This window comes from Microbacterium sp. NPDC089321 (genome assembly GCF_040684935.1).
Lineage (GTDB): Bacteria > Actinomycetota > Actinomycetes > Actinomycetales > Microbacteriaceae > Microbacterium.
This window is the reverse complement of the sequence record NZ_JBFBGX010000001.1, coordinates 35,729-62,180: the sequence shown is the minus strand read 5'-3', so window position 1 is coordinate 62,180 and position 26,452 is coordinate 35,729. Positions and strand designations below refer to the sequence as shown.

Sequence of the window (26,452 nt, the reverse complement as noted above, 5' to 3'; positions counted from 1 at the left end):
TTCTCCTGCGGTGGATGCCGTGCCGGTGCGGCCCGCGGGGCGTTCCGGGCCGCCACTAGAGTGAGCCCCATGGGCTCAGCGTCGAATCCGCTCTCCAGGGGACAGATCACCCGCTACGCGATCGGATCGCTCGGCACGGGCGGATTCGCCACGCTTCCCGGACTGGTCCTCGTCTACTACCTCACCGATTCGCTGGGGGTGACCGCGCTCGCCGCAGGCGCCATCGTCACCGGCGCCAAGGTGTGGGACGTGCTGATCGACCCCGTGATCGGTGGCCTCAGCGACACCGCCCTCGCGCGCTCCGGTTCCCGGCGGGGTCTCATGCTCCTGGGCTCCATCGGGCTGCCGATCGCGTTCGTGCTCACCTTCGCCGTGCCGGGAGGGATCGGCCCGACCGCATCGGCCGTCTGGGTGCTGATCGCATTCATGCTCGCAGCGACATGCTTCAGCCTGTTCCAGGTGCCGTACATCGCGCTGCCGGCCGAACTGACCGACGACTACCGGGAGCGGACGCGCCTGCTCACCTGGCGCGTCGTCATGCTCACCGTGGCGATCCTGGTCTTCGGCGCCGGCGGGCCCGAGATCCGAGGCATGTTCCCCGACGACCCGCTGCTCGGGTACCTGGTGATGGCGGCCGTCGCCGCCGTGCTGCTCGGCGTCGGACTCTTCGTCGCATCGACCGTCGCGCCGAGCCGGCCCCCGCTTCCCGTTCGCCCCGGTGCGTCGATCGCGGCCCACTACCGCGAGGGCGTCGTCGCGCTGCGCGAGAGCCAGCCCTTTCGAGTGCTGCTCGGCGCATTCATGCTGCAGGGGCTCGCTACGGGGCTCATGCTCGCCGCCGCGCAGTTCGTGGCGCGCTGGGTGCTGGGCGATGAGGGGGCGGTGACCCCGCTGTTCGTGGCCCTGATCGCGCCGGCGCTGCTGATGGCACCGGTGTGGAAGCTCGTCGCCGACCGTGTCGGCAAAGAGCGGGGATTCCGGATCGCCAGTGCGGTCTTCCTCGTCGCGACGGTCGTTCTCGGACTGATGGTGTGGATGCCGGGGTGGTGGATCCTCGCGCCCGTGGCACTCGCCGGCGCGGCGTACGCGGGCATGCAGACCCTCCCCATGGCGATGCTGCCCGACGTCATCGCGCACGACCGCTCATCCGTCGGAAGCGCCAACAGGTCAGGTGTGTTCAGCGGAGTGTGGACGGCCGGCGAGACGACCGGCATGGCCCTCGGCGCCACGGTGCTCTCGATCGTGCTCGCGGTGACGGGGTACATCGAGACGACCGCGGAGGTCGAGGCCGTGCAGCCCGATGCCGCAGTCGCGGGCATCGCGGTGGCGTTCAGCCTGCTGCCGGCCGTTCTCATGCTGCTCAGCCTGATCGTGCTCGCGCGCTACCGGCTGCGTGAGCACGACATCGTGGGCACGTCGGCATGAGCGACGTGCTCGAGCGTCTGCGCCGCATGCGCGCAGGCGATGCCCCGACGCACGGCGGGCGGGTGCTGTCGTACGTCTACGATTCCGGCCTCGACGAGCTCGATGAGCTGGCGGATGCCGCCGCTCGCCTCGCGCGGCCGCTGAACGGGCTCGACCCCACGGTGTTCCCGTCGATCGCGGCGATGGAGCGGGACGTGATCGGCTTCGCCCGCCGGATGCTGCACGGCGGCGCATCGGTCGTCGGCACGGTCACCAGCGGCGGAACCGAGAGCTGCCTGCTCGCGGTGAAGACCGCGCGGGATCTGTGGCGCCGGTCGCACTCGTCGCCGGGGGCGATCGCGCGTCCGCGCCTGGTCGCGCCGGCCACCGCGCACGCCGCGTTCATCAAGGCCGCCCAGCTGCTCGACCTCGACTTCGATCCCGTGCCCTGCTCGGCCGATGGCGTGGTGGCGGCAGCCGATGTGATCTCGCGGATGGGCGACGACGTCGCGCTCGTCGTGGTGTCCGCGCCGAACTATCCCACCGGAGCGCTCGACCCGATCGCCGAGATCGCGGCGGCGGCATCCGCCCGAGGCATCTCGTGCCACGTCGACTCCTGCTTCGGCGGATTCGTGCTGCCCTGGTGGCCCGGGCTCGCGGCCTGGGACTTCCGCGTGTCAGGCGTGACGAGCATCTCGGCCGACCTGCACAAGTTCGGCTACGCGCCCAAGGGGGTGTCGGTGCTGCTGCAGCGCGGCCGACGACGGCACCGGGCGCAGTTCTTCGCCACGAGCGCGTGGGCGGGGTACCCGGTCGTGAACCCCACCCTGCTCGGGTCGCGATCGGCGTCGCCTCTGGCGGCCGCATGGGCGATCACGCAGCATCTCGGTTCGGACGGATACCGCGCGCTGACCGGGTCGATCCACCACGTCGCGCGCGAGGTGCGGGCGGCTGTCGAGCGCATCCCGGGTCTGCGGGTGATCGGCGACCCGACCGGACCGGCGATCGCCCTCGGAGCCGATCACGGTGTGCCGGCCTCGCAGCGTGTCGACCCGCACCATCTCGCCGACGCGCTGGTCAGGTACGGCTGGAAGATCCAGCACCAACCAGGTCTGAGGCAGAGCGACGGCGTTCGCATCGCCCACAGCGCGCACCTGACCCTGACCCCCGTGCTCGAGAAGCGGGTGACGGAGTTCGTCGACGCGCTCGCCGCAGCGTCCGGCGACGTGCGAGGCCGTGCACCGGCTGACCCGCGGGCGCTGCTCGCGGCGCTGCGTGTTCTCGGCTACGGCGAGGGCGGCCGCATACCCGGCCCCGCTGCCGCCTGGCGTCTGCTTCGGCTCGCCGGGGCCGGTTCGGTCTCGGCAGAGCAGCCGATGGCAATGCTCATGGCGCTGATCGAGCAGCTGCCGAGACCGGTCGCCGAGGCACTGCTGACCGAGCTGCTCGCCCGCATGTCGGAGCCCTGATCCGGCGTTCGCCGTGCCGTCGGCGGCCGAGTGCCTGCCGCCGGAACAGGCGGGTTGTGCAGCGCAGGACGGATGCCGGCAGTCCGACCTGTTCTCGCGAACCGGCCTGTTCTCGGTGAGTGATGCGCCGTGGCGCCGCCGACTGATAGCCTGGTCGGCTCGCTGCTCGACAGGGCGGGCGGAAGGAGCCCACGGTGGGCCACATCGATGTCAGCGCGGTCGCGCTGACCCTCCCTGACGGACGTCCGCTGCTCGACGAGGTGACGTTCCGTGTCAGCGCCGGTTCCACCAGCGCTCTGATCGGCCCGAACGGGGCAGGCAAGTCGACCATGCTGCGGATCATCCGCGGCGAGCTCTCACCGGATGCCGGGGTCGTGACGATCGACGGCTCCCTCGGCGTTATGGATCAGTTCATCGGTCACGGCGAGGCGGGGACGACCGTGCACGACCTGCTGATCCGTGTCGCGCCGGCTCGCATCCGTGCCGCGGCCGAAGCGCTCGACGCGGCCGAGAACGCGCTCATCGACGACGACACCGAGCGCACGCAGATGCGTTACGCGACCGCGATCGCCGACTACGCGGACGCGGGCGGATACGAGCACGAGACCGTGTGGGATCAGTGCACGATGTCGGCCCTGGGCATCCCGTTCGAGCGGGCGCGATTCCGCGACCTCGGAACGCTCTCGGGCGGTGAGCAGAAGCGGCTCGCGCTGGAGGCGCTGCTGCGCGGACCCGACGACGTGCTGCTGCTCGACGAACCCGACAACTACCTCGACGTGCCAGGCAAGCGCTGGCTCGAGCAGCGCCTGCGCGAGACGCCGAAGACCGTGCTGCTCGTATCCCACGACCGTGAGCTGCTCGCCCGCGCCGCCGACCGCATCGTGACGCTCGAGGTAGGGGGAGCGGGCGCCGTGGCATGGGTGCACGGCGGCGGATTCCGCACGTATCACAGGGCACGGGATGAGCGCATGGAGCGGCTCGACGAGCTGCGCCGGCGCTGGGACGAGCAGCACGAGAAGCTGAGGAAGCTGGTCGCGACGCTGAAGGTGAAGGCGACCGCGAACGACGGGTTCGCGTCGCGGTACAGGGCGGCGCAGACCCGCCTGAAATGGTTCGAAGAGGCCGGGCCGCCCGAAGAGCGTCCGCCCGCGCAGGACTTCGACATGCGGCTGCGCGGTGCGCGCACGGGCAAGCGCGCCATCGTGTGCTCCGGCCTCGAACTGACCGGATTGATGAAGCCGTTCGACGCCGAGATCTGGTTCGGCGACCGGGTAGCGGTGCTCGGCTCGAACGGATCGGGCAAGTCCCACTTCCTCCGACTGCTCGCGGGCGGAGGCAGCGATCCCGACCCGACGCGAGGGCATCTGACCGATGCCGCGCAGGCGCTCGACCCGGTCGCGCACACCGGGGCTGCGACTCTCGGTGCGCGGGTGGTGCCTGGGCTGTTCGCCCAGACCCACGCTCATCCGGAGTTCATGGGTCGCACCCTGCTCGACATCCTGCACCGGGGTGACGACCGGCGGGCGGGGATGCCGCGCGACGCCGCGAGCTCGGCGCTCGATCGATACGGACTGGTGCGTCAGGCGCAGCAGGCGTTCGACCAGCTGTCCGGCGGCCAGCAGGCGCGGTTCCAGGTGCTGCTGCTCGAGCTGAGCGGCGCGACGCTGCTGCTGCTCGACGAGCCGACCGACAATCTCGATCTCGAGTCGGCCGAGGCGCTCGAGCAGGCCATCGCCCGCTTCGAGGGCACGGTCGTCGCCGTGACGCACGATCGATGGTTCGCGCGCTCCTTCGACCGCTTCCTCGTCTTCGGGCAGGACGGCGAGGTGTACGAGTCGGAGCAGCCGGTCTGGGACGAGCGCCGGGTGGTGCGCGCCCGCTGAGCGGGCTGCTCGTCTGTCACTGAGTACAGGACGGCTGCCCAGGACAGGACGGATGCCCGGAATGCGACCTGTTCTGAGTATTCGGCCTGTTCTCAGATCGCCGAGGTGCCGGGTCAACGCCGGCGTGCAAGATGCAGTCCCTGAGCGACGGCGTTGACGATGGTCTGCTGCACATACCCGGCGTCGTACATCACCTGCTGGTAGTCGAAGCGAAGCACCGTGTATCCGAGCAGCGCGAGCCGAGCATCCTGCCGCAGATCACGGCGACGATCCTTTGCGGCGCTGTGGAACTCGAACCCGTCGAGCTGTACGACGAGCCGCTCGCCGATGAGAGCGTCGACCCGATGCCCGTCGATGAGAACCTGCTGCCGCACGTCGACGCCGCACGTCCGGCATATCCGCAGGAAGGTCGTCTCGACCCCGGAGTCCGAGAGCGTGCCGACCATCTCGATCACCGTGTTCACGGCGGTGCTGTGCCACACGGTGCGACGCAGCTGCGGGAGCGTGACCAGGCTCCTGTGCAGCGCCGACTCCCAGATCGCCGTCGCGTCTGCGGGTTCCAGGCAGCGCGCTACGTGGTAGAGCACGTTCAGGATCGGCTCGTTCACGGCGAATCGCGCGACCGGGGCTGGTCCCGATGCCCAGTGCATGACGCGATCCGGCGCGTTGACCCGGGATGACGTCGATGGCACGGCGATGTGGATCCTCGTGTCGGGAACTGACCACAGATCCAGTTCCGAGGCAGCGGTGACGCAGGTCACCCGACCGCTCACGTGAGCCGCCGCACGTCGTGTACGCGAGCACTGTGCGGAGACCAGCCATGAACGCCGGATCCGCTCGAGCTGCCCAGCTTGCACGGCCCGGCGGATCTCGTGCGGGGTGTAGCCGGCCGCGCGCAGCCGGCTGCTGTGCGCGATTCCGCCGTGCTGCTGCATCCACGTCATGATCGGAGCCCTCATCCTTCGACGATGCCCGTCGCCACCCTGGTTGAGAGGGGCGATTCCCGCGATATGGGGACGAGTCGCTCTCGTGAAGGGATGTGCAGGACGAGTTGCTGCGCACGAGAACAGGACGGTTGCCGACGGCAGGACGGATGCCCGGAATGCGACCTGTTCTGAGCAATCGGCCTGTCCTGGGTGACCGAGCAGCGGGCCCGAGGAGCCAGGGCAGGGCGCCCGGGGCACCACGGGTAGGCTGGAGGGGTGAGCATGGACATCGAGATCGGCCGAGGCAAGCGCGCGCGCCGCGCGTACACGTTCGACGACATCGCGGTGGTCCCATCGCGACGAACCCGCAATCCGTCCGACGTCTCGACGGCGTGGACGATCGACGCGTTCCAGTTCGACATCCCGGTGCTCGGCGCACCGATGGACTCGGTCGTCAGCCCTGCAACGGCCATCAAGCTGGGCAGGCTCGGCGGACTGGGAGTGCTCGACCTCGAGGGCCTGTGGACCCGCTACGACGACCCGCAGCCGATGCTCGACGAGATCGCCGCGCTGCCCGCCGAGAGCGCGACCGTGCGCATGCAGCAGCTGTACTCCGAGCCGATCAAGCCCGAGCTGGTCAAGCAGCGTCTGGCCGAGATCCGCGAGGCGGGCGTCACGGTCGCCGGCTCGCTGACGCCGCAGCGCACGCAGGAGCTGTACGAGACCGTCGTCGCCGCCGGCGTCGACCTGTTCGTGATCCGCGGCACGACCGTGTCGGCCGAGCACGTCTCGAGCGCCATCGAGCCGCTCAACCTGAAGAAGTTCATCTACGACCTCGACGTTCCCGTCATCGTCGGCGGCGCCTCGACCTACACCGCAGCCCTGCACCTCATGCGCACGGGGGCGGCGGGCGTGCTCGTCGGCTTCGGCGGGGGAGCGGCGTCGACCACGCGTGTGACCCTCGGCATCCATGCCCCGATGGCGACCGCCGTGTCGGACGTCGCCGCGGCTCGCCGCGACTACCTCGACGAGTCGGGCGGGCGCTACGTGCACGTGATCGCCGATGGCGGCGTCGGCACGTCGGGCGACATGGTGAAGGCTCTCGCGATGGGAGCGGATGCCGTGATGCTGGGCGTCGCGCTGTCGCGGGCGACCGATGCCCCCGGTCAGGGCTTCCACTGGGGTGCTGAAGCGCACCACTCCGAGCTGCCCCGCGGGCGCCGCGTAGAGGTCGAGCGTGTCGCCGACCTCGAGCAGATCCTCTTCGGCCCGGCGCCCGTCGCCGACGGCACGGCGAACCTCATCGGCGCGCTGCGCAAGTCGATGGCGACCACCGGATACTCCGACCTGAAGGAGTTCCAGCGGGTCGAGGTCGTGCTCGCCCCCTACGAGCTGGGATGACCGAGTCTCAGCCGGTCACGCCGCAGGAGTTCCCGCCGACGCTGCGTGAAGTCATGCTGCGGGGGCGCTGGATCGGCGTGCTCCTGCTGTGCCTCGTCGTCGCGGGCGTCTTCGCGTGGCTCGGACAGTGGCAGCTCGCCCGCGCGATCGACACCGACCCGCCGGCCCCGGGGGCGACCGAGCAGGTGCGTCCGATCGACGACGTGATCGAGCCGGGGCAGTACCTCCCCGAGCCGCTCGGGGGTCAGAAGGTCACGACGAGCGGCGAATGGATCGCCGAGGACTTCATCGTGATCTCCTCGCGTTTCAACGAGGGCGAAGAGGGGTACTGGGTCACGGGTCAGCTGCGGGTCGCCGATCGCGCGTCGATCGCGGTCGCGCTCGGCTGGGCTCCGACCCGAGAGCGGGCGGATGCCGCGGCTGCGGCGCTCGCGCGACAGGACGCCTCCGAGGTCGAGCTGACGGGCCGGCTCATCGACGACGAGGGCGTCGAGCTGCCGCCGGCCGACGACATCTTCGCTCTGACCCGGATGTCGCCCGCGGCCCTGCTCGGGCAGTGGCACGACGTCGAGCGGCTCGACGTGTACCGCCCCTATCTCGCATCCCTCACGGCCCCCGAGGGCCTGGTCGACATCCACTCGCCTGCACCGGCTGAGAAGTCGCCGATCAACTGGCTGAACATCTTCTACGCCGCGGAATGGGCGATTTTCGCGGGCTTCGCCTTCTACCTCTGGTACCGCCTGGCGAAGGACGCGTGGGAGCGCGAGGTCGAGGAATTCGAGGATGCCCGAGCCTGAGGCGTCCACTCGGTGACCATCCGGTGACCGGTCGGGGAAACTGCTTGCCCGATGTCCGGAGTCGGGCCTATGGTCGCATTCATGCGCGTGCGCGACCTCGTGCACGCGAAGACGGATCCACGAGCTCCGTCGACCTTCCCCGAACGAGGAGACCGCATACATGATGCCCGACCCCGCTGACCGGAACCGCGCGGTTCCCGTCGCATCACAGAGAAAGCGGGGGCGCATCGCGGCGCTCGCGCTGACCACGGCGTTCACGATGAGCCTGGGAACGCTCATCGCCGCTCCGGCCATGGCGAACGTCGCCGGCACGGGCGTCGTGATCAACGAGGCCTACCTGTCCGGCGGCAGCTCCGGCGCCGCCTTCAAGAACAAGTTCGTCGAGCTGTACAACCCGACCGACAAGGATGTCGTCCTCGACGGGATGTCGCTGCAGTACCGCTCATCGACCGGCACCGGCGCCTCGAACGGCGTGGTCGCGCTCAAGGGCACGATCAAGGCCGGCGGCTACTTCCTCGTGCAGGCGAACAGCAACGGCACCGCCGGCGCCGACCTGCCTGCGCCCGACCAGACCAGCACCCTGACCCCCAGCGGAACCACGGGCACGATCGCGCTGGTGCAGAGCACCACCGCTGTGACGCTGCCCGTCGGCGACGCCGCGGGAGCCGCGAACGTCGTAGACCTGCTCGGCTACGGCACCTCGAACACGTTCGAGGGCGCGGTCGCCGTCGCGCCGGCCGGCAACAGCGACGTCAAATCGCTGAACCGCGCCGACGGCAAGGACACCGACAGCAACAAGACCGACTTCTCGCTCTCGGCATCCATCACGCCCACCAACTCCGGCGGCACCGGCGGAGGCACTGACCCCGGCACCGACCCCGAGCCCGGCGAGAAGGTCAGCATCGCCGAGGTGCAGGGCACCACCGACGTCTCGCCGATGAAGGGGAAGACGGTCACCGTCGAGGGCGTCATCACGGCAGATCACCGCACCGGCGGCTACGCGGGCATCGTGATCCAGACCGCCGGATCCGGCGGCGCCGACGACAAGACCCCCGGAGCGTCCGACGGCGTCTTCGTGTACCTCAACGGCAAGAGCGTCCCGGGTGCGATCGGCGACCTCGTCTCGGTGACGGGCGTCGTCGACGAGTACTTCGGCCAGACGCAGATCACTCCGGCGGGGGCATCCGGGGTCTCCCTCGTCACGGCGGGGGTCGGCGTGCCTGCACTCACCCCGCTGCCGACCAGCGTCGTCGGCACCGCGCGCGAGGCGTACGAGAACATGCTCGTGCTGCCCACCGGCGACTACCTGGTCGCGTCGAGCCACCAGCTGTTCAACTTCGGCGCGCTGTGGCTCAATCCCGGTGAGCTGAACGTCAAGAGCACCGAGGTGAAGCGCCCCGGCGCCGAGGCGGATGCGATCGCCGCGGCGAACCGCGCCGACCGCATCCTGCTCGACGACGGATTCAACATCCAGGTGACCAACAGCGGCCACCCGAACGACCAGCCCTACTTCACGAAGGATGCGGTCGTGCGCAACGGCGACGCCGTCGACTTCGGCGGCAAGGGGCTCGTGCTGCAGTACGGCTTCGACGACTGGCGCCTGCAGCCGGTGAAGCCGCTCGACAGCGCCTCCCCTGCGGCCGAGAAGTTCGGGTTCACCACCAAGAACCCGCGCCCCGAGGTTCCCGCTGTCGGCGGCGACGTGAAGATCGCGTCGTTCAACGTCTACAACTACTTCACGACCCTCGTGAGCGAGAACGCGAACGCGCGCGGTGCCAAGACCGCAGCGGAGTTCGCCATCCAGAAGTCGAAGATCGTCTCGGCCATCAACAAGATGGATGCCGATGTCGTGTCGCTCATGGAGATCGAGAACTCGGTCAAGCTCGGAAAGCCCGCCGACACGGCGCTCGCCGACCTCGTCGACGGCCTGAACGCCGCCGCCGGAAGCGACGTCTGGGACTACGTGCCGACGCCCGAGTCGCTGCAGAACGCGTCGACCACCGACTTCATCACCAACGCGATCATCTACAAGCCCACCGAGGTGACGCCGCGCGGCGACGCGCAGACGATCGACGATGAGACGGTCTGGGGCAACGCCCGCGAGCCGATCGCCCAGGCGTTCGACGCCGACGGTCGCACCGTGACGGTCGTCGCCAACCACTTCAAGTCGAAGTCGGGCAGCGGAACTCAGCCGGCCGACGGGCAGGGCTTCTTCAACGCCGACCGCGTGAAGCAGGCCGAATCGCTGCTCGCCTTCACCGACCGCCTGGCGGCCGACCACGGCAGCGACATGCTGCTGATCGGCGACTTCAACGCCTATGGTCATGAGGACCCGATCGACGTGTTCACGTCGAAGGGCTGGGTCGACACGGTTGCCGCGCACTCGCCGGGAACCTACACGTACACGTTCGACGGCGAGCTCGGCTCGCTCGACCACGTGATCGCGTCGCCGTCGCTGGCCGCGTCGATCACGGGCGCGAACGCGTGGACCATCAACTCACCCGAGTGGAGCGACCGCGGCTACGCCTACGGCGCCACCGAGACCGGCACGCCGTACCGCTCGAGCGACCACGACCCGATCCTCGTCGGCGTCTCGTCGACCCTCCCTCCGATCAGCATCGACATCGCCACGATCAACGACTTCCACGGTCGTGTCGAGGCTGACGGCAAGGCGGCCGGCGCCGCCGTGCTGGCGGGCGCGGTGAAGTCGCTGCGGGAGGCGAACCCCAACACGGTCTTCGCCGCCGCCGGCGACCTGATCGGCGCATCGACGTTCACCTCGTTCATCCAGGACGACAACCCGACCATCGACGCGCTCAACGCGGCAGGTCTCGATGTCAGCGCCGCGGGCAACCACGAGTTCGACCAGGGCTGGGCAGACCTGCGCGACCGTGTGCAGGACCGCGCCGACTGGGAGTACATCTCGTCGAACGTGTTCCTCAAGGGCACCGACAAGACCGCTCTCGCCCCGTCGTGGGTGAAGGACTTCGACGGCGTCAGCGTCGGATTCGTGGGCGCCGTGACCGAAGAGCTCGACTCGCTCGTCTCGCCGGCCGGCATCGCCGACCTCGAGGTGCGCGGCATCGTCGACTCGGTCAACAACGCCGCCGCCGCCCTGCGCGACGGAGACGAGGCGAACGGCGAGGCCGATGTGATCGTGCTTCTCGTCCACGAGGGCGCGACGACCGTCTCGGTCGACAGCATCACCCCCGAGTCGGCACTGGGCCAGATCGTCTACGGCGTGGGCGACGACGTGAACGCGATCGTCTCGGCGCACACCCACCTCGCCTACAACCACGTCATCGACGGTCGTCCCGTCGTCTCGGCCGGCCAGTACGGCGAGAACATGGGCGTGATGAACGTCAAGGTCGATCCGAAGAAGAAGGAGATCATCTCGATCACCAATGAGATCCGACCGCTCGCCGGCAACTACCAGCCGGTCGCCGAGGTGCAGGCCATCGTCGACGCCGCCAAGAAGGAGGCCGACGTGCTCGGCGCCGTCAAGGTGGGCGACATCACCGCGAACCTCAACCGCGCACGTCAGGCCGACGGCACCGAGAACCGCGGTGGCGAGTCGACCATCGGCAACTTCGTCGCCGACGTGCAGAAGTGGGCCACCGGCGCCGACGTCGCCCTGATGAACCCGGGCGGCCTCCGCGCCAACCTCACCTACGCCTCGTCGAACCCGAGCGACCCCGACGGCAACGTCACCTACCGTGAGGCGGCGACTGTGCAGCCGTTCGCCAACACGCTGGTCACCACCCAGCTCACCGGTGCGCAGCTCGAGGCCGTGCTCGAGGAGCAGTGGCAGCCCGCGGGGGCGAGCCGTCCGTTCCTGAAGCTCGGTGTGTCGGAGGGGCTTTCGTACACGTACGACCCCACCGCGGCACAGGGCCAGCGCATCACCTCGGTCATGCTGAACGGCAAGGCGATCGATCCCGCCGCCTCGTACACGGTCGCGGCGAACTCGTTCCTCGCGTCCGGTGGAGACAACTTCTTCACCCTCGCAAAGGGCACGAGCCCGAAGGACACCGGCAAGATCGACCTGCAGTCGATGGTCGACTGGTTCGCCGCCAACAAGACGGCGAGTCCCGACCTCGAGCAGCGTGCAGTCGGCGCGGCCATCACCCCCGCCGCGGGAGCGGAGGGCTACCAGGCGGGCGATGTGGTCACCGTGGCGCTCTCGTCGCTGGCGTTCAGCGCCGGCGAGAAGGTGCCGACCAGCGTCGAGCTGTCACTCGGCGGAGCAGTCGTCGGCACGGCGAACGTCGACGCGTCTGTCGTGAGCACGACCGACGAGGTCGGGCGTGCGAGCATCCAGTTCACGGTTCCCGCGGGGGCCGCGGGCAAGGCGCTCGTCGCGACGCCGAACGTGGGCGCTGCGGTGACGCTGCCGTTCACGGTCGCCGAAGATGCTCCCGAGCCGGTCGACCCGACGTTCTCGGCCGGTGCCGATTCGGTGCGGGCGGGCGACGCGGTCGATGTGACCGCTGCCGGCCTGAACCCGGGCGAGGTCGTCACGATCGAGCTTCGCGCCACCAAGGGCAAGGCCGAGGTGCACACCCTGACCACGCTCACCGCCGATGAGAACGGCGAGATCGACTCGTCGGTCTCCATCCCGGTCGCAGCCAAGCCGCACGTGCACGACCTCGTGCTCGTGCGCGCCGACGGCACCGAGATGACCGACTCCGTGTCGATCTTCAAGGGCAACGGCAAGGGCAACGGCAAGGGCAACGGAAACGGCAAGGGGCCCCAGGCCTCCGCAGGCTGATCCGGGCTCTCTGAGCACACGCGGTGCCCGTCATCCCGAGAGGGGTGGCGGGCACCGCTGCATGAACGGCGGACGACCCGGGCCTTCTGGCCGTCGCGTGATGCGCGCGGTATCCGGCGGCTAGAATGGAGGGCATGCCCGAGCCCAGAGTCGCCAGCTTTCCGGCGATCCGCGGAGCGCTGAAGTTCTACCAGGTCGCATCGATCATCACCGGCGTCATGCTGCTGCTGCTCTGTGCGGAGATGGTGCTGAAGTACACGCCGATCCACCTCGAACTCTTCATCGGAGGATCCGGCGGACCGCTCTGGTTCGCCGAGGTCGTCGAGACCGCCAACGGGCTGGAGTCGACCGGTGACGGATTCAACGTGTCGCAGGGCATCCTCGTCGCCCACGGCTGGTTCTACGTCGTCTACCTGTTCGCCTGCTTCCGCATGTGGAGCATGATGCGCTGGCCGTTCGTGCGCTTCGTCCTCCTCGCGCTCGGCGGCGTCATCCCCCTGCTGTCCTTCTTCATGGAGACGCGCGTCGCGCGCGACGTGAAGGCCTATCTCGCCCAGCGCGAGGCCGCCGAGCAGTCTTCGGCCCCCGCGACCACCACCCCGGAAGGTGCCCGTTGACCGAGCAGACCGAGACCCAGCAGCGCCCCGCGCTGGTCGTCGACTTCGGAGCGCAGTATGCGCAGCTGATCGCCCGCCGCGTCCGCGAAGCGGGCGTCTACAGCGAGATCGTGCCGCACACCGCGACCGCTGAGGAGATCGCGGCGAAGAACCCCGTCGCGCTCATCCTCTCCGGCGGGCCGTCGTCGGTGTACGAAGACGGCGCGCCCCAGCTCGACCCGGCCGTGTTCGACCTCGGTGTGCCCACGCTCGGCATCTGCTACGGCTTCCAGTACATGGCGCAGACGCTCGGCGGAGAGGTGGCCCACACCGGCCTGCGCGAGTACGGCGCGACCGACGCGCACATCCCCGCCACGTCGAGCACGCTGCTCGCCGGCCAGCCTGCCGAGCAGAACGTGTGGATGAGCCACGGCGACCAGGTCTCTCGTGCCCCCGAGGGCTTCGATGTGCTCGCCACCACCGACGCCACGAAGGTCGCCGCCTTCGCCAACGAGGACCGCAAGCTCTACGGTGTGCAGTGGCACCCCGAGGTCAAGCACTCCGACCACGGCCAGGCGATCATCGAGAACTTCCTGCACCGCGGCGCTGGTCTTCCCGCCGACTGGAACAGCGACAACGTCATCGCCGAGCAGATCGAGCGCATCCGCGAGCAGGTCGGCGACGCACGCGTCATCTCGGCTCTCTCCGGAGGCGTCGACTCCGCCGTCTCGACCGCTCTCGTGCACAAGGCCATCGGCGACCAGCTGACCGCCGTGTTCGTCGACCACGGTCTGCTGCGCAAGGGCGAGCGCGAGCAGGTCGAGAAGGACTACGTCGAGTCCACCGGTGTGCGCCTGATCACGGTCGACGCCGTCGACACCTTCCTCGGTCACCTCGAGGGCGTCACCGACCCCGAGACCAAGCGCAAGATCATCGGCCGCGAGTTCATCCGTGCGTTCGAGCAGGTGCAGCGCGACCTCGTCGAAGAGGCCAAGGCCACCGGCGGTGCTCCCGTGAAGTTCCTCGTGCAGGGCACTCTGTACCCCGACGTCGTCGAGTCCGGCGGGGGAGCGGGCACCGCGAACATCAAGTCGCACCACAACGTGGGCGGTCTGCCCGACGACCTCGACTTCGAGCTCGTCGAGCCGCTGCGCGCCCTCTTCAAGGACGAGGTCCGCGCGATCGGCCGCGAGCTCGGCATCCCCGAGGCGATCGTCGGCCGACAGCCGTTCCCCGGTCCCGGCCTCGGCATCCGTATCATCGGCGAGGTGACCCGCGAGCGCCTCGAGATCCTGCGTGAGGCCGACGCGATCGCTCGCGAGGAGCTCACCAAGGCGGGCCTCGACCAGACCATCTGGCAGTGCCCCGTCGTGCTGCTCGCCGACGTGCGTTCGGTGGGCGTGCAGGGCGACGGCCGCACCTACGGCCACCCGGTCGTGCTGCGCCCGGTGTCTTCGGAAGATGCGATGACCGCCGACTGGACGCGCCTGCCCTACGACGTGCTCGCGAAGATCTCGAACCGCATCACCAATGAGGTGCGCGAGATCAACCGCGTCGTGCTCGACGTCACGTCGAAGCCGCCGGCAACCATCGAGTGGGAGTGAGAGAAGGGGTCGCGTGAGCGGCCCCTTCTCTGTCTCGGCGCGGCGAGTTCAGCCGAGATTCTTCAGCGCCTCGCGTCGTGACAGCGGCGACAGCTCCGGATGCTGTGACACGAACGTCCGCACCCAGTCAGGGTCGTGCTTGCCGTACTCGCGCAACGCCCAGCCGATGGCTTTGCGGAGGAAGAACTCAGGGTCGTCGATGCTCGCGAGGATGGCGTACTCGAGCACGTCGAGGTCGGTGTCACCCCGGCGTCCGAGCTGGGAGATGATCGCCGCGCGACGCACCCACAGGTCGTCGTCGTCGGCCCAGACGCGCATCTCGACGGCCATCAGCTCGTGGTCGACGTCGAAGATCTCGCGAAGCCGGTGCGCGGCTTCGTCGACGAGATCCCACCAGGCGCCGGTGCGGATCATCTCCTCATGCACCGGCAGCAGCGTCGCATCGCCGCGCAACGGCTTCAGGGCGACGAGAGCGAGTGCCGCGTAGCGCTCTTCGCGGAAGGCCGCCTCGCGCCACAGCGCGAGCGCCGCATCGCGCAGCACGGGCGCGTCCATGGCATCCCGCGTCCCCTCCCGTACCAGTGCGCGCACGGCGGGGACCCGTACCCCGAGGAACGGCATGGCCGACTTCATGTACTCCTGCTGGCCCGCAGCGATCGTCGGGTCGGCTGCCTGACGAAGCGCGCTCCGGATGCCCGTGACGAGACTCATCATGAAGAACGATCCCATAGAACCGCGCCCAGGTCGCGGTTCTTCGCGCTGCGACCCGAGCGGTGCTCCATCCGGAATCCACGGCCCTCACACGCAGTCGCGGCCGCTGCCAAGGCGAAGGCAGCGGCCGCGAGTCGCGGGCCTGGATCAGGCGAGCGATGGTGTCAGACGCGGCGGCTTCCGCGACCGACGACGAGGCCGTAGATCAGCAGAACGATGATCGAACCGCCGATGGCGAGCAGCCAGGTCTGCAGGCTCCAGAACTCCTCGAGAGGAGCGTTGAAGAGCACGCTGCCCAGCCAGCCGCCGAGCAGAGCGCCGACCACGCCAAGCAGGAGGGTGACGATCCAGCCGCCGCCCTGCTTGCCCGGAAGGATCAGCTTCGCGATGGCGCCGGCGATGAGTCCGAGGAGGAGAAAGGCGAGGAAGCCCATGAGAGTCTCCGATCTGTGAGTGATACCCGGGGTTTTCCCGGATGCCTCAACCCTGCCCGATCCCCGCGAAAGTGCGTCATACCCTTGTGCCGACGGTCGCGATGCGCTAAAAGCGTCCCGAATGCGGAACGGGCCGCCCTCCGAAGAGGGCGGCCCGTTCTGAAATGCTTCGTGATCAGTCGTTTCCGCGAAGAATCGCGAGGATGCGCAGGATCTCGACGTACAGCCACACGACGGTGACCATGATGCCGAAGGCACCGAGCCAGCCGTACTTGCGGGGAGCGCCGTTGCGCACGCCCTGCTGGATCTGGTCGAAGTCCATCACCAGCGAGTAGGCGGCCATGAAGACCACGAGGACACCGATGATGAGCCCGAGCGGGATGCCGGCGATCTCGGCGCTGTACAGGCCGAACGCCTGGTCGCCGGGGAGCACGCCGGTCCACATCAGGATGAGGTTCAGCACCGAGAAGGCCAGGTAGCCGAACATCGCGATCATGACGATCTTGGTCATCTTGGCGCTCGCGCGCACCTTGCCGCTGGCGAAGAGGGCGAGGGTCACGCCGACGACGGCGATGGTCGCGAGGGTCGCCTGGATGACGACACCGGGCCAGACGATCTCGAAGAACGCCGAGATGGCTCCGACGAAGAGGCCTTCGAACGCCGCGTAGGTCCAGATCAGGGCCGGGCGCACCTTCTTGCGCGAGGTGAAGGTGATGACCATGGCGAGCACGAAGCCGCCGAGCGCGCCCACGATCCACGGGGTCATGTCGGCACGGCCGGAGTTCATGAAGCTCGAGGCGGTCCACACCCAGCCGAGGACGGCGGTGACGAGGAGGATGCCGAAGAGTCCGGCGGTCTTCCAGATCGTGTCCTCGACCGTCATGCGGTCGGTCTCGATCGCGCCGGCCGGGGGAGCGGTGTACATGCCCTCCAGCTGCGCGTTGGCGGCGGCATCCATGCCCGCGTGCTGGAACGACGCGGTTCCGGCCGCGGCACCCGGCGCGGGCGGCGGGGCGTACGTGCCCTGCGACGAACCGGGGTAGGTCGCGACGTTGCGCGGATCCTGCTGCTGGAACGCCGGGTTGTTGAATGCGAAGTTGCTCATGGTGGCCTCTACTCCCGAGGGATCGGTCAACTCTTTCCTCAAAGATACCCGCGAGAACCTATGCAATGGGTGCTTTACGCTGTGAGCGTGCCCAGGAGAACACCGCTCGTCATCGGACACCGCGGAGCCCCCGGCTACCGGCCCGAACACAGCCGTTCGTCGTACGAGCTCGCGCTCGCGATGGGGGTGGATGCCGTCGAGCCGGACATCGTCGCGACCAGGGACGGCGTACTCGTGCTGCGGCACGAGAACGAGATCTCCGGAACCACCGATGTCGCCGCCCACCCGGAGTTCGCCGACCGTCGCACGACGAAGCGCATCGACGGCGTCTCGCTGACCGGATGGTTCACCGAGGACTTCACGTGGGACGAGCTGTCGACCCTTCGCACCCGCGAGCGGCTGCCGAAGATCCGTCTCTCCAGCGCCACGTTCGATGACGGACAGCCGATCCTGCGACTGCCCGACCTGCTCGACCTCGTGCGCGCCGGCTCCGAGGAGCACGGCCGCGAGATCGGCATCGTGCTCGAGATCAAGCACGCGACCTATTTCGAGAGCATCGGCCTCGACCTCGCTCCGCTCATCGAGCGCGACCTGCGCGCGGGCGGCTGGGCGGACGGTGAGCTGCCGCTGATCATCGAGGCGTTCGAGTCGACCATCCTGCACAGGCTGCAGAAGACGGGCATCGCGGCTTCGTTCGTGTACCTGATCGAGTCGACCGGCAAGCCGTTCGATCTGGTCACCTCCCTCGGTCGCGATGCGCCGGACTACGCGTCGGCCGTCACTCCCGAGGGCCTCGACCGGCTCGCCGGCACGATCGACGGCATCAGCGTGAGCAAGAAGATGCTGCTGACGCCGGGCAGCACGATCGTTGCCGACGCGCACGCTCGGGGCCTGCGGGTGTTCACCTGGACGTGCCGGCCCGAGAACGGCTTCCTCGACTCGCGCTTCCGCGCGGGCGGCGGCAAGGCCGCGTTCGGCGACTACGAGTCGGAATGGCGCGAGATCGCCGACACCGGCGTCGACGGGGTCTTCGTCGACCACCCTGATCTGGGCGTGTCGTTCTTCGGCGAGTGATCAGGCCATTCAGGCCGTGAACGCCCCGCCGCGGCTCGGAACGATCTCTTTGCCGAGCGGCATGAGCGAGACGGGCACCAGCTTGAAGTCGGCGATGCCCATCGGGATGCCGATGATCGTGATGCACAGGGCGATGCCCGAGAAGATGTGCCCGAGCGCGAGCCACCAGCCGGCGAGGATGACCCACACGATGTTGCCGAGGGCCGACCCGAGGCCGGCGGTCGACCTGTCGACGACCTGGCGACCGAACGGCCACAGCGAGTATCCCGCGATGCGGAACGACGCGATCGCCCAGGGGATCGTGATGATCGGGATGCACAGCACGATGCCCGCGATGACATATCCGATGAACAGCCAGAATCCGGCGAAGATGACCCAGATGATGTTGAGGATCGTGCGCATGGCCCGATTCTGTCATCTCCGCCCCATGTTCAGGTCATGAGTAGGCTCAGGGCATGAGCGGAGTGGTCGCACAGGGGGTCAAGCGGTCGTTCGGGTCGGTGGATGCGGTGGTCGACGCCACGTTCCACGCGATGCCGGGCCGGATCACGGGCCTGGTGGGCCCGAACGGGGCGGGTAAGACGACGCTGCTGCTGATGCTGGCGTCGCTGCTCGCGCCGGATGCCGGGCGCATCAGCATCGAGGGAGTCGATCCTGTCGAGGATCCGGCCGCGGTGCGGCGGATGCTGGGCTGGATGCCCGACGCCCTGGGCGCGTGGCCGTCTCTGACGGCTCGCGAGAGCATCGTGACGACCGCCAGGCTGCACGACATGTCGGTGACGGATGCCCGTACGCGAGCCGACGAGCTGCTGGCACTCGTGGGGCTGGGCGACCACGCCGCATCACCCGCGCGGGTGCTGTCACGCGGGCAGAAGCAGAAGCTGGGCCTCGCCCGCGCGCTGGTGCACCGGCCGCGCGTGCTGCTGCTCGACGAACCCGCGTCGGGGCTCGATCCCGAGGCGCGGGTGCAGTTGCGCATCCTGCTGCGCGAACTCGCCGCCCAGGGAACGACCATCCTCATCTCCAGCCATGTGCTGTCGGAGCTCGAAGAGGTCGTCGACGACACGGTGTTCCTCGTCGCGGGCTCGGTCGTCGCGGGCGCCACAGCCCCGGTCACCCGCACCTACCGTGTGCGGCTCGCCGCGCCTGACGCTCCGGCCGCGGTGGCCGACGCCCTCGGCATGTCGCGCGAGCTGGTCGGAGTCGATCGGGGCGACGCGCTGCTGGTGGTGGCCGATGACGCGGCCGCCGTGGGGGCGCTGCGCACCCTCGTGAACGCCGGACTTCCCGTGCTCGAGTTCGCGCCGGCGCAGAGCGCGCTCGAGGCGTCGTTCCTGGCGCTCAGGCATCCGGATCCGTCTCTCGGGAGACCGGCGCCACCTGCGCCGCCCGCCGCACCTCAGGAAGGAGGTGCGGCATGAGCGGCGCGCGCATCCTCACCATCGCACGGCTCGAGCTGACGCAGCGGCTGCGCAGCGTGGGCTGGTACGTGCTGCTCGGCATCTTCATGGTGCTGCTGCTGGGCATCACGGCGCTGTCGTTCCTCGTGTTCTCGAGCAACGATCTGCCCGGCGCCGGCGTGTTCTCGATCATCGTCAACTTCGTGCTGCTGCTGGTCGTGCTCGTATCGCCGACGCTGAGCGGAAACGCGATCAACGGCGACCGCGACGCCGCCACCCTCGCTCCGATCCAGGTGACCGCGGCGACCACCGGTGACATCATGCTCGGCAAGCTGCTCGCCGCGGTCGCGACCGGCTGCGCGTTCCTGCTGATCGCCGTGCCGTTCCTCGCCGTGGGCGTCTTCGGCGGGGGAGTGACTCCGGGGATGTTCCTCGTCTCGCTGCTCGTTCTGCTGCTCGAGATCATCATCGTCGCCGCGATGGGCGTCGGGCTGAGCGGGCTCATCGCCAGGCCGCTGTTCTCGATCGCCGCCACCTACCTCGTGGTCGCGGCGCTGGTGATCGGCACGCTGATCGCGTTCGGGCTCGGGGGAGCGGCCGTCCGCACCCAGGTCACCCATTACGAGCGCGGATGGGACGAATCGGGCGAGCCCGTGTGCGACAGGTGGGAGGAGTACACCTACGAGCAGCCTCGGTACGACTACGTGTGGGGTTTCCTCGCCGCCAACCCGTTCGTGGTCATGGCCGACGCGACACCGACCGAGTTCGACGCGGACGGCTACCCGCGCGACATGTTCGGTCAGATCAAGTACGGCGTGCGGATGGCGCAGAAGGCGCCCGGCTCGGAGCGCTGGGACATCTGCGACGGCGGGTACGACGTGCAGCCGTCGCCCGAGGAGCAGATGCGCGACACCGTGCCGAGCTGGTTCGTCGGCCTCGGCATCCAGCTCGTGATCGCCGGCGGCCTGTTCGCCGGCGGCTGGTCTCGCACGCGGACTCCGGCGCGGCGCCTGCCGCCCGGCACCCGCATCGCCTGAGTCGGGATCAGACGGACGCGACGGCTCTCAGCGCGGCCGCCGCACGCGGCGTCCGGAGATCGTCGTCGGCGTCAGGCGCAGCAGCAGCGATCGGTCGCCCTCCGCCCACGGCAGACGGCTCGACGCCCCCGGCAGCGAGGCGAGGTGGTCTTCGGAGACCGTGTCGACGCCGCCGTTCAGCAGCACGCTCCAGCCCGAGGCCGCGAGATTGTCGTGATGGTCGATCTCGAACGCCACGAGCACCGGGCTCGACGCCAGGGTGCTCAGCGGACCGTCGGGCGCGGTGCGAATCACGATGCTGCGTCCGTCGAGAAGGAAGTTGACCGGGATCACGAGCACCCGGTCGTCATGCACGAACCCGATCCGGCCCACGGTCGTCGTGCGCAGGAGTTCGAGGCACTCCTGCTCGTCAAGCTGCGTGATCATGTCGACACCCACCCTTCCGGTAGCTATGAGAGTACCTCCCGGGCGGATGCCGGGCACCCGCCCGATGGATGTAACGTGTATCGGCGGCTGCACACCGGCCGTTCTCTTCAGCGTCGAAAGGACCGCCCATGGATGCGGTGCGCATGCACGCCGCCTCGCCGGAGTCGAGGGCCATCGTCGACTCCGTGCTGGATTACTCGCGCCGCCGGATGCTGTCGGACGACGTTCCGCTCGACAAGCCGCAGTCACCCGCCGAGCTGCGTCGCCTGGCAGGACGCACCATCACCGACGAGGGCCTCGGCGCGCAGCGCGCGCTGAGCGTGTTCGAGCACATCCTCGCTCCCGCCTGCCTCACCACGAGCCACCCGCTCTACCTGTCGTTCATCCCCACCGCTCCGACCATCGCGGCCATGGCCTTCGACCTGGTCGTCTCGGCATCCGGCCTGTACGGCGGCAGCTGGCTCGAGGGCGCAGGGGCGGTGCACGCCGAGAACGAGGTGCTCTCCTTCCTCGCCGGCGAGTTCGGTCTGCCGGACACCGCAGGTGGCGTGTTCGTCCAGGGCGGCACGATCGGCAATCTCTCGGCGCTCGTCGCCGCGCGTGAGACCGCGCGCGAGAAGCTCGCCGCAGCCGGACGCCCGGCGCCCGCCCGCTGGAAGATCGTCTGCAGCATCGAGGCGCACTCGTCGAACAAGTCGGCGGCGAAGGTGATGGACGCGGAGGTGGTGGCGGTCCCCGCCGGAACCGACGGCGTGCTGCGTGCGGATGCCGTGCGAGCAGCGCTCGAGGAGCACGGCGACGCCGTGTGCGCGGTGGTGGCGACAGCCGGATCGACGAACTTCGGCATCGTGGACGACATCGCGGGGATCGCCGCTCTGAAAGACGAGTTCGACTTCTGGCTGCACATCGACGGCGCGTATGGGCTCACCGCAGCGCTGGCTCCGGAGGCGAAGCCGATCTTCGCGGGCATCGAGCGCGCCGACTCGCTGATCGTCGACCCGCACAAGTGGCTCTTCGCACCTTTCGACTGCTGCGCTCTGATCTATCGCGACCCCGACGGAGGACGCCGCGCGCACACGCAGCACGCCGAGTATCTCGACACCCTCACCGACACCGAGGACTTCAGCCCGTCCGACTACTCGATCCAGCTCACGCGACGCCCCCGAGGACTGCCGCTGTGGTTCTCGCTGGCCACCTACGGCGTCGAGGCGTACCGGCAGGCGGTGTCGGCGACGATAGCGCTGACTCATCGCATCGCCGAGGAGATCGATCGCCGCGACGGATTCACCCTCGTGCGCGAGCCGCAGCTCTCGGTCGTCGTCTTCGAACGCGACGGATGGAGCCGCGCCGACTACGACCGCTGGTCCGCCGACCTGCTCGACGCGCAGCACGCCTTCGTCGTGCCGAGCTCGCACGCCGGGCGCCCGAACACCCGCTTCGCGATCCTCAATCCGCTGACGACGTTCGATGAGCTGATCGCCATCCTCGACACCATGGAGTGACGCCCCTGCTTATCCCGGACCGGAGGCCGGTGTCGGTCGTCGCGCCTAGACTCGAAGGGCCATGACCGACGCCCCTCTCATCGTCCCCGCACCCTCCGGCCCCCGTTCCTCCGACGGGCGCGACGAGCTGCTCGCCGGCCTCAACCCGCAGCAGCTCGAGGCCGTCACGCACCGCGGCAGTGCGCTGCTCATCGTCGCCGGCGCAGGCTCGGGCAAGACCAGCGTGCTCACCCGCCGGATCGCTCTTCTGCTGCGCCAGCGCGAGGCGTGGCCCAGCCAGATCCTCGCGATCACGTTCACGAACAAAGCAGCGGCCGAGATGCGCGAGCGCGTCGCGGGGCTCGTCGGCGACGTGTCGCGCGGCATGTGGATCTCGACCTTCCATTCCGCGTGCGTGCGCATCCTGCGGCGCGAGGCCGAGCAGTTCGGGTTCACGAAGTCGTTCACGATCTACGACTCGGGCGATTCCCGCGCGCTGCTCAAGCGGCTGGTGAAGGATCATGAGGCAGACGCCTTCGGCCTCACCCCTGGCTCGGTGCAGTCGCGCATCTCGAAGCTGAAGAACGAGCTGACGGATGCCGAGGGCTTCGCGCGCCAGGCCAACCTCAGCGACCCCGCCGAGCGCAAGTTCGCCGACATCTTCACCGACTACCAGCGGGCGCTGCAGAAGGCGAACGCCTTCGACTTCGACGATCTCATCGGACAGACCGTCTACCTGTTCCGCGCGTTCCCGCACGTCGCCGACGTCTACCGCCGCCGCTTCCGGCACATCCTCGTCGACGAGTACCAGGACACCAACCATGCGCAGTACGCGCTCATCCACGAGCTGACGCGGCCGGTCTCGGGAGCCGCGCCCCAGGGCGATGCCTTCGAGATGAACGGCATGATGATCTTCGAGCCCGACCCGGCGCCGGCATCCGACGCCGGTCTCGAGGGAGCGTCGCTGACGGTGGTCGGCGACTCCGACCAGTCGATCTACGCGTTCCGCGGTGCCGACATCCGCAACATCAGCGAGTTCGAGCGCGACTTCCCCGGGGCGAAGGTGGTGCTGCTGGAGCAGAACTACCGCTCCACCCAGAACATCCTCTCGGCGGCGAACGCCGTGATCGGCAACAATTTCGACCGCAAGGCGAAGAACCTGTGGAGCGACCGCGGCGCGGGCGACAAGATCGTCGGCTTCACCGGCTACTCGCAGCACGACGAGGCGCAGTTCGTCGCAGACGAGGTCGAGGCGCTGCGCCGCACCGGCATCCCGTACTCCGAGATGGCCGTCTTCTACCGCACCAACTCGCAGTCCCGCGCGCTCGAGGAGATCTTCATCCGCGCGGCGGTGCCCTACAAGATCATGGGCGGCACGAAGTTCTACGAGCGCGCCGAGATCAAGGATGCACTCGCCTACCTCGTCGCCGTGGCCAACCCGGCCGACGAGATGGCGGTGCGCCGCATCCTGAACAAGCCGCGCCGCGGCATCGGAGATGTGACCGAGACGTCGATCGCGCGCTTCGCGGAAGAGAACGGGCTGAGCTTCCGCGATGCGCTCCGCAACGCGCCGCTGCTGGGGGTGGGCCCGAAGATCCAGGCCGCGATCACCCAGCTCGACGCGGTGCTGAACGAGGCGGCTGAGATCCTCACGCCGTCATCGGGCGAAGTGCCCCCGGCGACCTCGGTCGCAGAGGGGCTCACCGTGCTGCTCAACAAGAGCGGCTACTTCGACATGCTGCGAGCCAGCCGCGACCCGCAGGACGAGGCGCGGCTCGAGAACCTCGACGAGTTCGTCGCCGTCGCGCGCGACTTCGCGCGCAACAACCCCGACGGGGCGATCGCCGACTTCCTCACCGAGGTCGCGCTGGTGTCGGACGCCGATGACCTCGACGACGAGTCGGGGTCGGTGTCGATGATGACCATGCACACGGCGAAGGGCCTCGAGTACGACGCGGTGTTCGTGACGGGCGTCGAGGAGGACCTCATCCCGCACCGCATCTCGGCGGGCGAGCCGGGCGGTCCGCAGGAGGAGCGCCGGCTCTTCTACGTCGGCATCACCAGGGCGCGCAAGCGCCTGCATCTGTCGCTCGCCATGACCCGGGCGCAGTTCGGCGAGGTCTCGGTCGCGATGCCCAGCCGGTTCCTGCAGGAGATCCCCGGCGACCTCATCGACTGGCGGCAGTCTCCGGGAGACGTGAATTCGCGCGGTGGCATGCAGTCGCGCGCGCTCAACGCCCGCCGAGCCGGGGGATGGGGCGGGGGGTCCGGCGGCTCAGGCCAGGGGCGCGACCGCTTCAGTCCCCAGCCGCTGGGCCGCAGCGAGTCGCTCAAGCCGCTGTCCACCGCGATGGACCGCTTCCCGAACAAGGTCACCGGAAAGGTGCGCGACAACGGCGACCTCGAGCTCGCCGCGGGCGACCGCATCCGCCATGACGACTTCGGCGAAGGGCGCGTCGAGGCGGTCACGGGCGAGGGCGCGAAGCGCATCGCGCATGTGCGCTTCGACTCCGCGGGGCAGAAGAAGCTGCTGATCAAGATCGCGCCGATCACGAAGCTCTGACGACGCGCCCGCCGGTGCCGCGGGATCGACTCGTCCGAGTGCCGTGCGGTTAGGCTGACTGATATGGCCCTGTTCTCACGCCGTAAGAAGTCCGTCGACCAGCCGGTCGCCGAAGACGCATCCGCCGCAGAGACCGAATCCGTCACCGCCGACGAATCCGCGACTCCGGAAGAAGCGGTGACCGAGACCGCGGCCGAGTCTGTACCCGATGTGAGCATCTCTGTGCAGGCGTTCCGCGGCGTGGGCGCCGAAGCGGGCCCCGAGGTGAGCCTGCCCGCCGAGGGCGCGACACCCGCCACCCGCCCGGCACCGCCGTCCAGGCCGCTGTCTCCTTCGGCGCAGGGTCTGCCGGGCGAGCAGCAGGCCACGCCCGCCGAGCCGCAGCCCGTGCCCCGTCTGCCCCTGGCTCCCGCCATGCCGCCGGAGCAGACGCACAGCGTCAACGGACTCAACGACAACATCCTGCTGCGCGAAGCTCTGGCCGAGCTGCAGGAGGGCGCCACGAACGAGCAGCTGCTGGGCGTGCTGCGTCAGTCGCTGCAGGGGCATCTCTACCTGCGGGTGCACGGCGACGCGCGCGAGCAGATCAGCTCGGGCAAGCCGCTGTCCGTCGGCGTGATCCGCGACGGCGACCGCTCGTTCATGCTGGCCTACAGCTCGGGCCGCGCGCTGCAGAACTCGCTCCAGGGCGCTGAGGACGCCGCGGCGATGTCGGCCATCGCGCAGCCGACGACCTCGGTCTACCAGCAGGTGATCGCGGGCGGCTTCAACGGCATCATCCTCGACAACGGCTCGGCGCCGCATCGTGCCGTGTTCCCGACCGAGCTGCTGCAGAAGGCGATCGAGCAGGCCGATGAGCACATGGCGATCAAGACGGCGCTCGCGGCGCCCCGCGACGACCAGAGTGCCGTGCGCGTCGCCGAGGCACTGGCCAAGACGCGCTGCTGGGTGGCGGTCAACGACGGCTCGAACGGACAGCCGGTCGGCATCGCCGAGGCGCACGCCACCGATGGCCGCCGGTTCCTGCAGGTCTTCTCGCACCCCCTGGAGGTCGTCGCCCTCGGTCGCAAGGACTCGCCTGTGCCGTTCGAGCCCGAGCAGCTCGCGAGGATCCTCGGCGAGCACTCCGAGATCGCTGGAGTGCTGGTCGACATCGCGGGCCCGTCGATCGCGATCGAGCGCGATGCGCTGAGCGCGGTGCTGGTGCTGGGGATCGAGATCGGCGACGAGTGACGCGTCACGGCGGCGTGGCTGCTGGAGCTCTCGGATCGAATGCGCCACGACCGGCGTGCCGCTGACATACACGCCGCGGGGCGCGCGTTCGGTCTGAGGCTTCCGACAGACCCGGTCGCAAGCCCCTGTGCGGGGCG

General features: G+C 69.2%; 20 protein-coding genes. 14 read left to right on the top strand and 6 right to left on the bottom strand.

Annotated elements, in window-relative coordinates:
- The first annotated feature begins 69 nt into the window (after positions 1-69).
- From AB0N59_RS00265 to AB0N59_RS00255, 3 genes are all read left to right on the top strand, one after another.
- Complete coding sequence (locus AB0N59_RS00265) at positions 70-1,425, top strand: MFS transporter (protein WP_363477089.1); 1,356 nt, start codon at positions 70-72, stop codon at positions 1,423-1,425.
- Entirely contained in the window at positions 1,422-2,873 is a 1,452-nt protein-coding gene (locus AB0N59_RS00260; RefSeq protein WP_363477086.1) for an aminotransferase class V-fold PLP-dependent enzyme, read from the top strand. Before AB0N59_RS00265 ends, AB0N59_RS00260 begins: the two co-directional genes overlap by 4 nt.
- Before the next feature lie 194 nt (positions 2,874-3,067).
- Positions 3,068-4,756 carry an ATP-binding cassette domain-containing protein gene (locus tag AB0N59_RS00255; protein WP_363477083.1) on the top strand — a complete coding sequence of 563 codons (1,689 nt, stop codon included), beginning with the start codon at positions 3,068-3,070 and terminating at the stop codon, positions 4,754-4,756.
- A gap of 113 nt (positions 4,757-4,869) precedes the next feature.
- On the opposite strand, the gene AB0N59_RS00250 is transcribed toward AB0N59_RS00255, so the two are convergent.
- Positions 4,870-5,715 carry a DUF559 domain-containing protein gene (locus tag AB0N59_RS00250; protein ID WP_363477080.1) on the bottom strand — a complete coding sequence of 282 codons (846 nt, stop codon included), beginning with the start codon at positions 5,713-5,715 and terminating at the stop codon, positions 4,870-4,872.
- Between the two features lie 249 nt (positions 5,716-5,964).
- Here AB0N59_RS00250 and AB0N59_RS00245 point away from each other — a divergent pair, with 249 nt between their 5' ends.
- The 5 genes from AB0N59_RS00245 to guaA all read left to right on the top strand — a co-directional run bounded on the left by AB0N59_RS00245 (position 5,965) and on the right by guaA (position 14,851).
- Positions 5,965-7,083 carry a GuaB3 family IMP dehydrogenase-related protein gene (locus AB0N59_RS00245; protein ID WP_363481135.1) on the top strand — a complete coding sequence of 373 codons (1,119 nt, stop codon included), beginning with the start codon at positions 5,965-5,967 and terminating at the stop codon, positions 7,081-7,083.
- A complete protein-coding gene (locus AB0N59_RS00240) occupies positions 7,080-7,880 on the top strand; it encodes an SURF1 family cytochrome oxidase biogenesis protein (RefSeq protein WP_363477077.1) in 801 nt (266 codons plus the stop codon). The genes AB0N59_RS00245 and AB0N59_RS00240 overlap by 4 nt, the downstream gene beginning before the upstream one ends.
- 160 nt (positions 7,881-8,040) lie before the next feature.
- Positions 8,041-12,651: an ExeM/NucH family extracellular endonuclease gene (locus AB0N59_RS00235; protein ID WP_363477074.1), complete on the top strand. Its 4,611-nt coding sequence runs from the start codon at positions 8,041-8,043 to the stop codon at positions 12,649-12,651.
- 134 nt (positions 12,652-12,785) lie between these two features.
- The gene (locus AB0N59_RS00230; protein WP_363477071.1) at positions 12,786-13,268 is read left to right on the top strand and encodes a DUF3817 domain-containing protein; all 483 of its coding nucleotides are present in this window, start codon (positions 12,786-12,788) and stop codon (positions 13,266-13,268) included.
- Positions 13,265-14,851: a glutamine-hydrolyzing GMP synthase gene (guaA, locus tag AB0N59_RS00225; protein WP_363477068.1), complete on the top strand. Its 1,587-nt coding sequence runs from the start codon at positions 13,265-13,267 to the stop codon at positions 14,849-14,851. The genes AB0N59_RS00230 and guaA overlap by 4 nt, the downstream gene beginning before the upstream one ends.
- A gap of 48 nt (positions 14,852-14,899) precedes the next feature.
- Here guaA and AB0N59_RS00220 read toward each other — a convergent pair whose 3' ends face one another.
- The 3 genes from AB0N59_RS00220 to AB0N59_RS00210 form a co-directional block, all read right to left on the bottom strand.
- A complete protein-coding gene (locus tag AB0N59_RS00220; RefSeq protein ID WP_363477065.1) occupies positions 14,900-15,565 on the bottom strand; it encodes a DNA alkylation repair protein in 666 nt (221 codons plus the stop codon).
- A 161-nt stretch (positions 15,566-15,726) separates the two neighbouring features.
- Positions 15,727-15,996 carry a GlsB/YeaQ/YmgE family stress response membrane protein gene (locus AB0N59_RS00215; RefSeq protein ID WP_363477062.1) on the bottom strand — a complete coding sequence of 90 codons (270 nt, stop codon included), beginning with the start codon at positions 15,994-15,996 and terminating at the stop codon, positions 15,727-15,729.
- A 175-nt stretch (positions 15,997-16,171) separates the two neighbouring features.
- Positions 16,172-17,101, bottom strand: coding sequence for a Bax inhibitor-1/YccA family protein (locus AB0N59_RS00210; RefSeq protein WP_363477059.1), 930 nt, complete (start codon positions 17,099-17,101; stop codon positions 16,172-16,174).
- An 87-nt stretch (positions 17,102-17,188) separates the two neighbouring features.
- On the opposite strand from AB0N59_RS00210, the gene AB0N59_RS00205 reads away from it, so the two are divergent.
- Positions 17,189-18,175, top strand: a complete 987-nt coding sequence (locus AB0N59_RS00205) for a glycerophosphodiester phosphodiesterase family protein (protein ID WP_363477056.1) — start codon at positions 17,189-17,191, stop codon at positions 18,173-18,175.
- 9 nt (positions 18,176-18,184) lie between these two features.
- Here AB0N59_RS00205 and AB0N59_RS00200 read toward each other — a convergent pair whose 3' ends face one another.
- Positions 18,185-18,577, bottom strand: coding sequence for a YccF domain-containing protein (locus AB0N59_RS00200; protein ID WP_363477053.1), 393 nt, complete (start codon positions 18,575-18,577; stop codon positions 18,185-18,187).
- Between the two features lie 53 nt (positions 18,578-18,630).
- Between AB0N59_RS00200 and AB0N59_RS00195 the strand changes: the two genes are divergently transcribed.
- Complete coding sequence (locus tag AB0N59_RS00195) at positions 18,631-19,596, top strand: ABC transporter ATP-binding protein (protein ID WP_363477050.1); 966 nt, start codon at positions 18,631-18,633, stop codon at positions 19,594-19,596.
- Complete coding sequence (locus AB0N59_RS00190) at positions 19,593-20,612, top strand: ABC transporter permease (protein WP_363477047.1); 1,020 nt, start codon at positions 19,593-19,595, stop codon at positions 20,610-20,612. The genes AB0N59_RS00195 and AB0N59_RS00190 overlap by 4 nt, the downstream gene beginning before the upstream one ends.
- Positions 20,613-20,639: 27 nt before the next feature.
- On the opposite strand, the gene AB0N59_RS00185 is transcribed toward AB0N59_RS00190, so the two are convergent.
- The gene (locus tag AB0N59_RS00185; RefSeq protein ID WP_363477044.1) at positions 20,640-21,038 is read right to left on the bottom strand and encodes a pyridoxamine 5'-phosphate oxidase family protein; all 399 of its coding nucleotides are present in this window, start codon (positions 21,036-21,038) and stop codon (positions 20,640-20,642) included.
- 128 nt (positions 21,039-21,166) lie between these two features.
- Here AB0N59_RS00185 and AB0N59_RS00180 point away from each other — a divergent pair, with 128 nt between their 5' ends.
- The 3 genes from AB0N59_RS00180 (at position 21,167) to AB0N59_RS00170 (ending at position 26,315) form a co-directional block, all read left to right on the top strand.
- Positions 21,167-22,540, top strand: a complete 1,374-nt coding sequence (locus AB0N59_RS00180) for a pyridoxal-dependent decarboxylase (RefSeq protein ID WP_363477041.1) — start codon at positions 21,167-21,169, stop codon at positions 22,538-22,540.
- Between the two features lie 61 nt (positions 22,541-22,601).
- Positions 22,602-25,082 carry a UvrD-helicase domain-containing protein gene (locus tag AB0N59_RS00175; protein ID WP_363477038.1) on the top strand — a complete coding sequence of 827 codons (2,481 nt, stop codon included), beginning with the start codon at positions 22,602-22,604 and terminating at the stop codon, positions 25,080-25,082.
- Positions 25,083-25,145: 63 nt separating this feature from the next.
- The gene (locus AB0N59_RS00170; protein WP_363477035.1) at positions 25,146-26,315 is read left to right on the top strand and encodes an SseB family protein; all 1,170 of its coding nucleotides are present in this window, start codon (positions 25,146-25,148) and stop codon (positions 26,313-26,315) included.
- Positions 26,316-26,452: the final 137 nt, after the last annotated feature.

Excerpts from the sequence above, each read along its gene's own strand:
- AB0N59_RS00265 (WP_363477089.1), top strand. The coding sequence starts at position 70 with ATGGGCTCAGCGTCGAATCCGCTCTCCAGGGGACAGATCACCCGCTAC.
- AB0N59_RS00260 (WP_363477086.1), top strand. The coding sequence starts at position 1,422 with ATGAGCGACGTGCTCGAGCGTCTGCGCCGCATGCGCGCAGGCGATGCC.
- AB0N59_RS00250 (WP_363477080.1), bottom strand. The coding sequence starts at position 5,715 with ATGAGGGCTCCGATCATGACGTGGATGCAGCAGCACGGCGGAATCGCG.
- AB0N59_RS00245 (WP_363481135.1), top strand. The coding sequence starts at position 5,965 with ATGGACATCGAGATCGGCCGAGGCAAGCGCGCGCGCCGCGCGTACACG.
- AB0N59_RS00240 (WP_363477077.1), top strand. The coding sequence starts at position 7,080 with ATGACCGAGTCTCAGCCGGTCACGCCGCAGGAGTTCCCGCCGACGCTG.
- AB0N59_RS00235 (WP_363477074.1), top strand. The coding sequence starts at position 8,041 with ATGATGCCCGACCCCGCTGACCGGAACCGCGCGGTTCCCGTCGCATCA.
- AB0N59_RS00230 (WP_363477071.1), top strand. The coding sequence starts at position 12,786 with ATGCCCGAGCCCAGAGTCGCCAGCTTTCCGGCGATCCGCGGAGCGCTG.
- AB0N59_RS00220 (WP_363477065.1), bottom strand. The coding sequence starts at position 15,565 with ATGATGAGTCTCGTCACGGGCATCCGGAGCGCGCTTCGTCAGGCAGCC.
- AB0N59_RS00215 (WP_363477062.1), bottom strand. The coding sequence starts at position 15,996 with ATGGGCTTCCTCGCCTTTCTCCTCCTCGGACTCATCGCCGGCGCCATC.
- AB0N59_RS00210 (WP_363477059.1), bottom strand. The coding sequence starts at position 17,101 with ATGAGCAACTTCGCATTCAACAACCCGGCGTTCCAGCAGCAGGATCCG.
- AB0N59_RS00200 (WP_363477053.1), bottom strand. The coding sequence starts at position 18,577 with ATGCGCACGATCCTCAACATCATCTGGGTCATCTTCGCCGGATTCTGG.
- AB0N59_RS00195 (WP_363477050.1), top strand. The coding sequence starts at position 18,631 with ATGAGCGGAGTGGTCGCACAGGGGGTCAAGCGGTCGTTCGGGTCGGTG.
- AB0N59_RS00190 (WP_363477047.1), top strand. The coding sequence starts at position 19,593 with ATGAGCGGCGCGCGCATCCTCACCATCGCACGGCTCGAGCTGACGCAG.
- AB0N59_RS00185 (WP_363477044.1), bottom strand. The coding sequence starts at position 21,038 with ATGATCACGCAGCTTGACGAGCAGGAGTGCCTCGAACTCCTGCGCACG.
- AB0N59_RS00180 (WP_363477041.1), top strand. The coding sequence starts at position 21,167 with ATGGATGCGGTGCGCATGCACGCCGCCTCGCCGGAGTCGAGGGCCATC.
- AB0N59_RS00175 (WP_363477038.1), top strand. The coding sequence starts at position 22,602 with ATGACCGACGCCCCTCTCATCGTCCCCGCACCCTCCGGCCCCCGTTCC.
- AB0N59_RS00170 (WP_363477035.1), top strand. The coding sequence starts at position 25,146 with ATGGCCCTGTTCTCACGCCGTAAGAAGTCCGTCGACCAGCCGGTCGCC.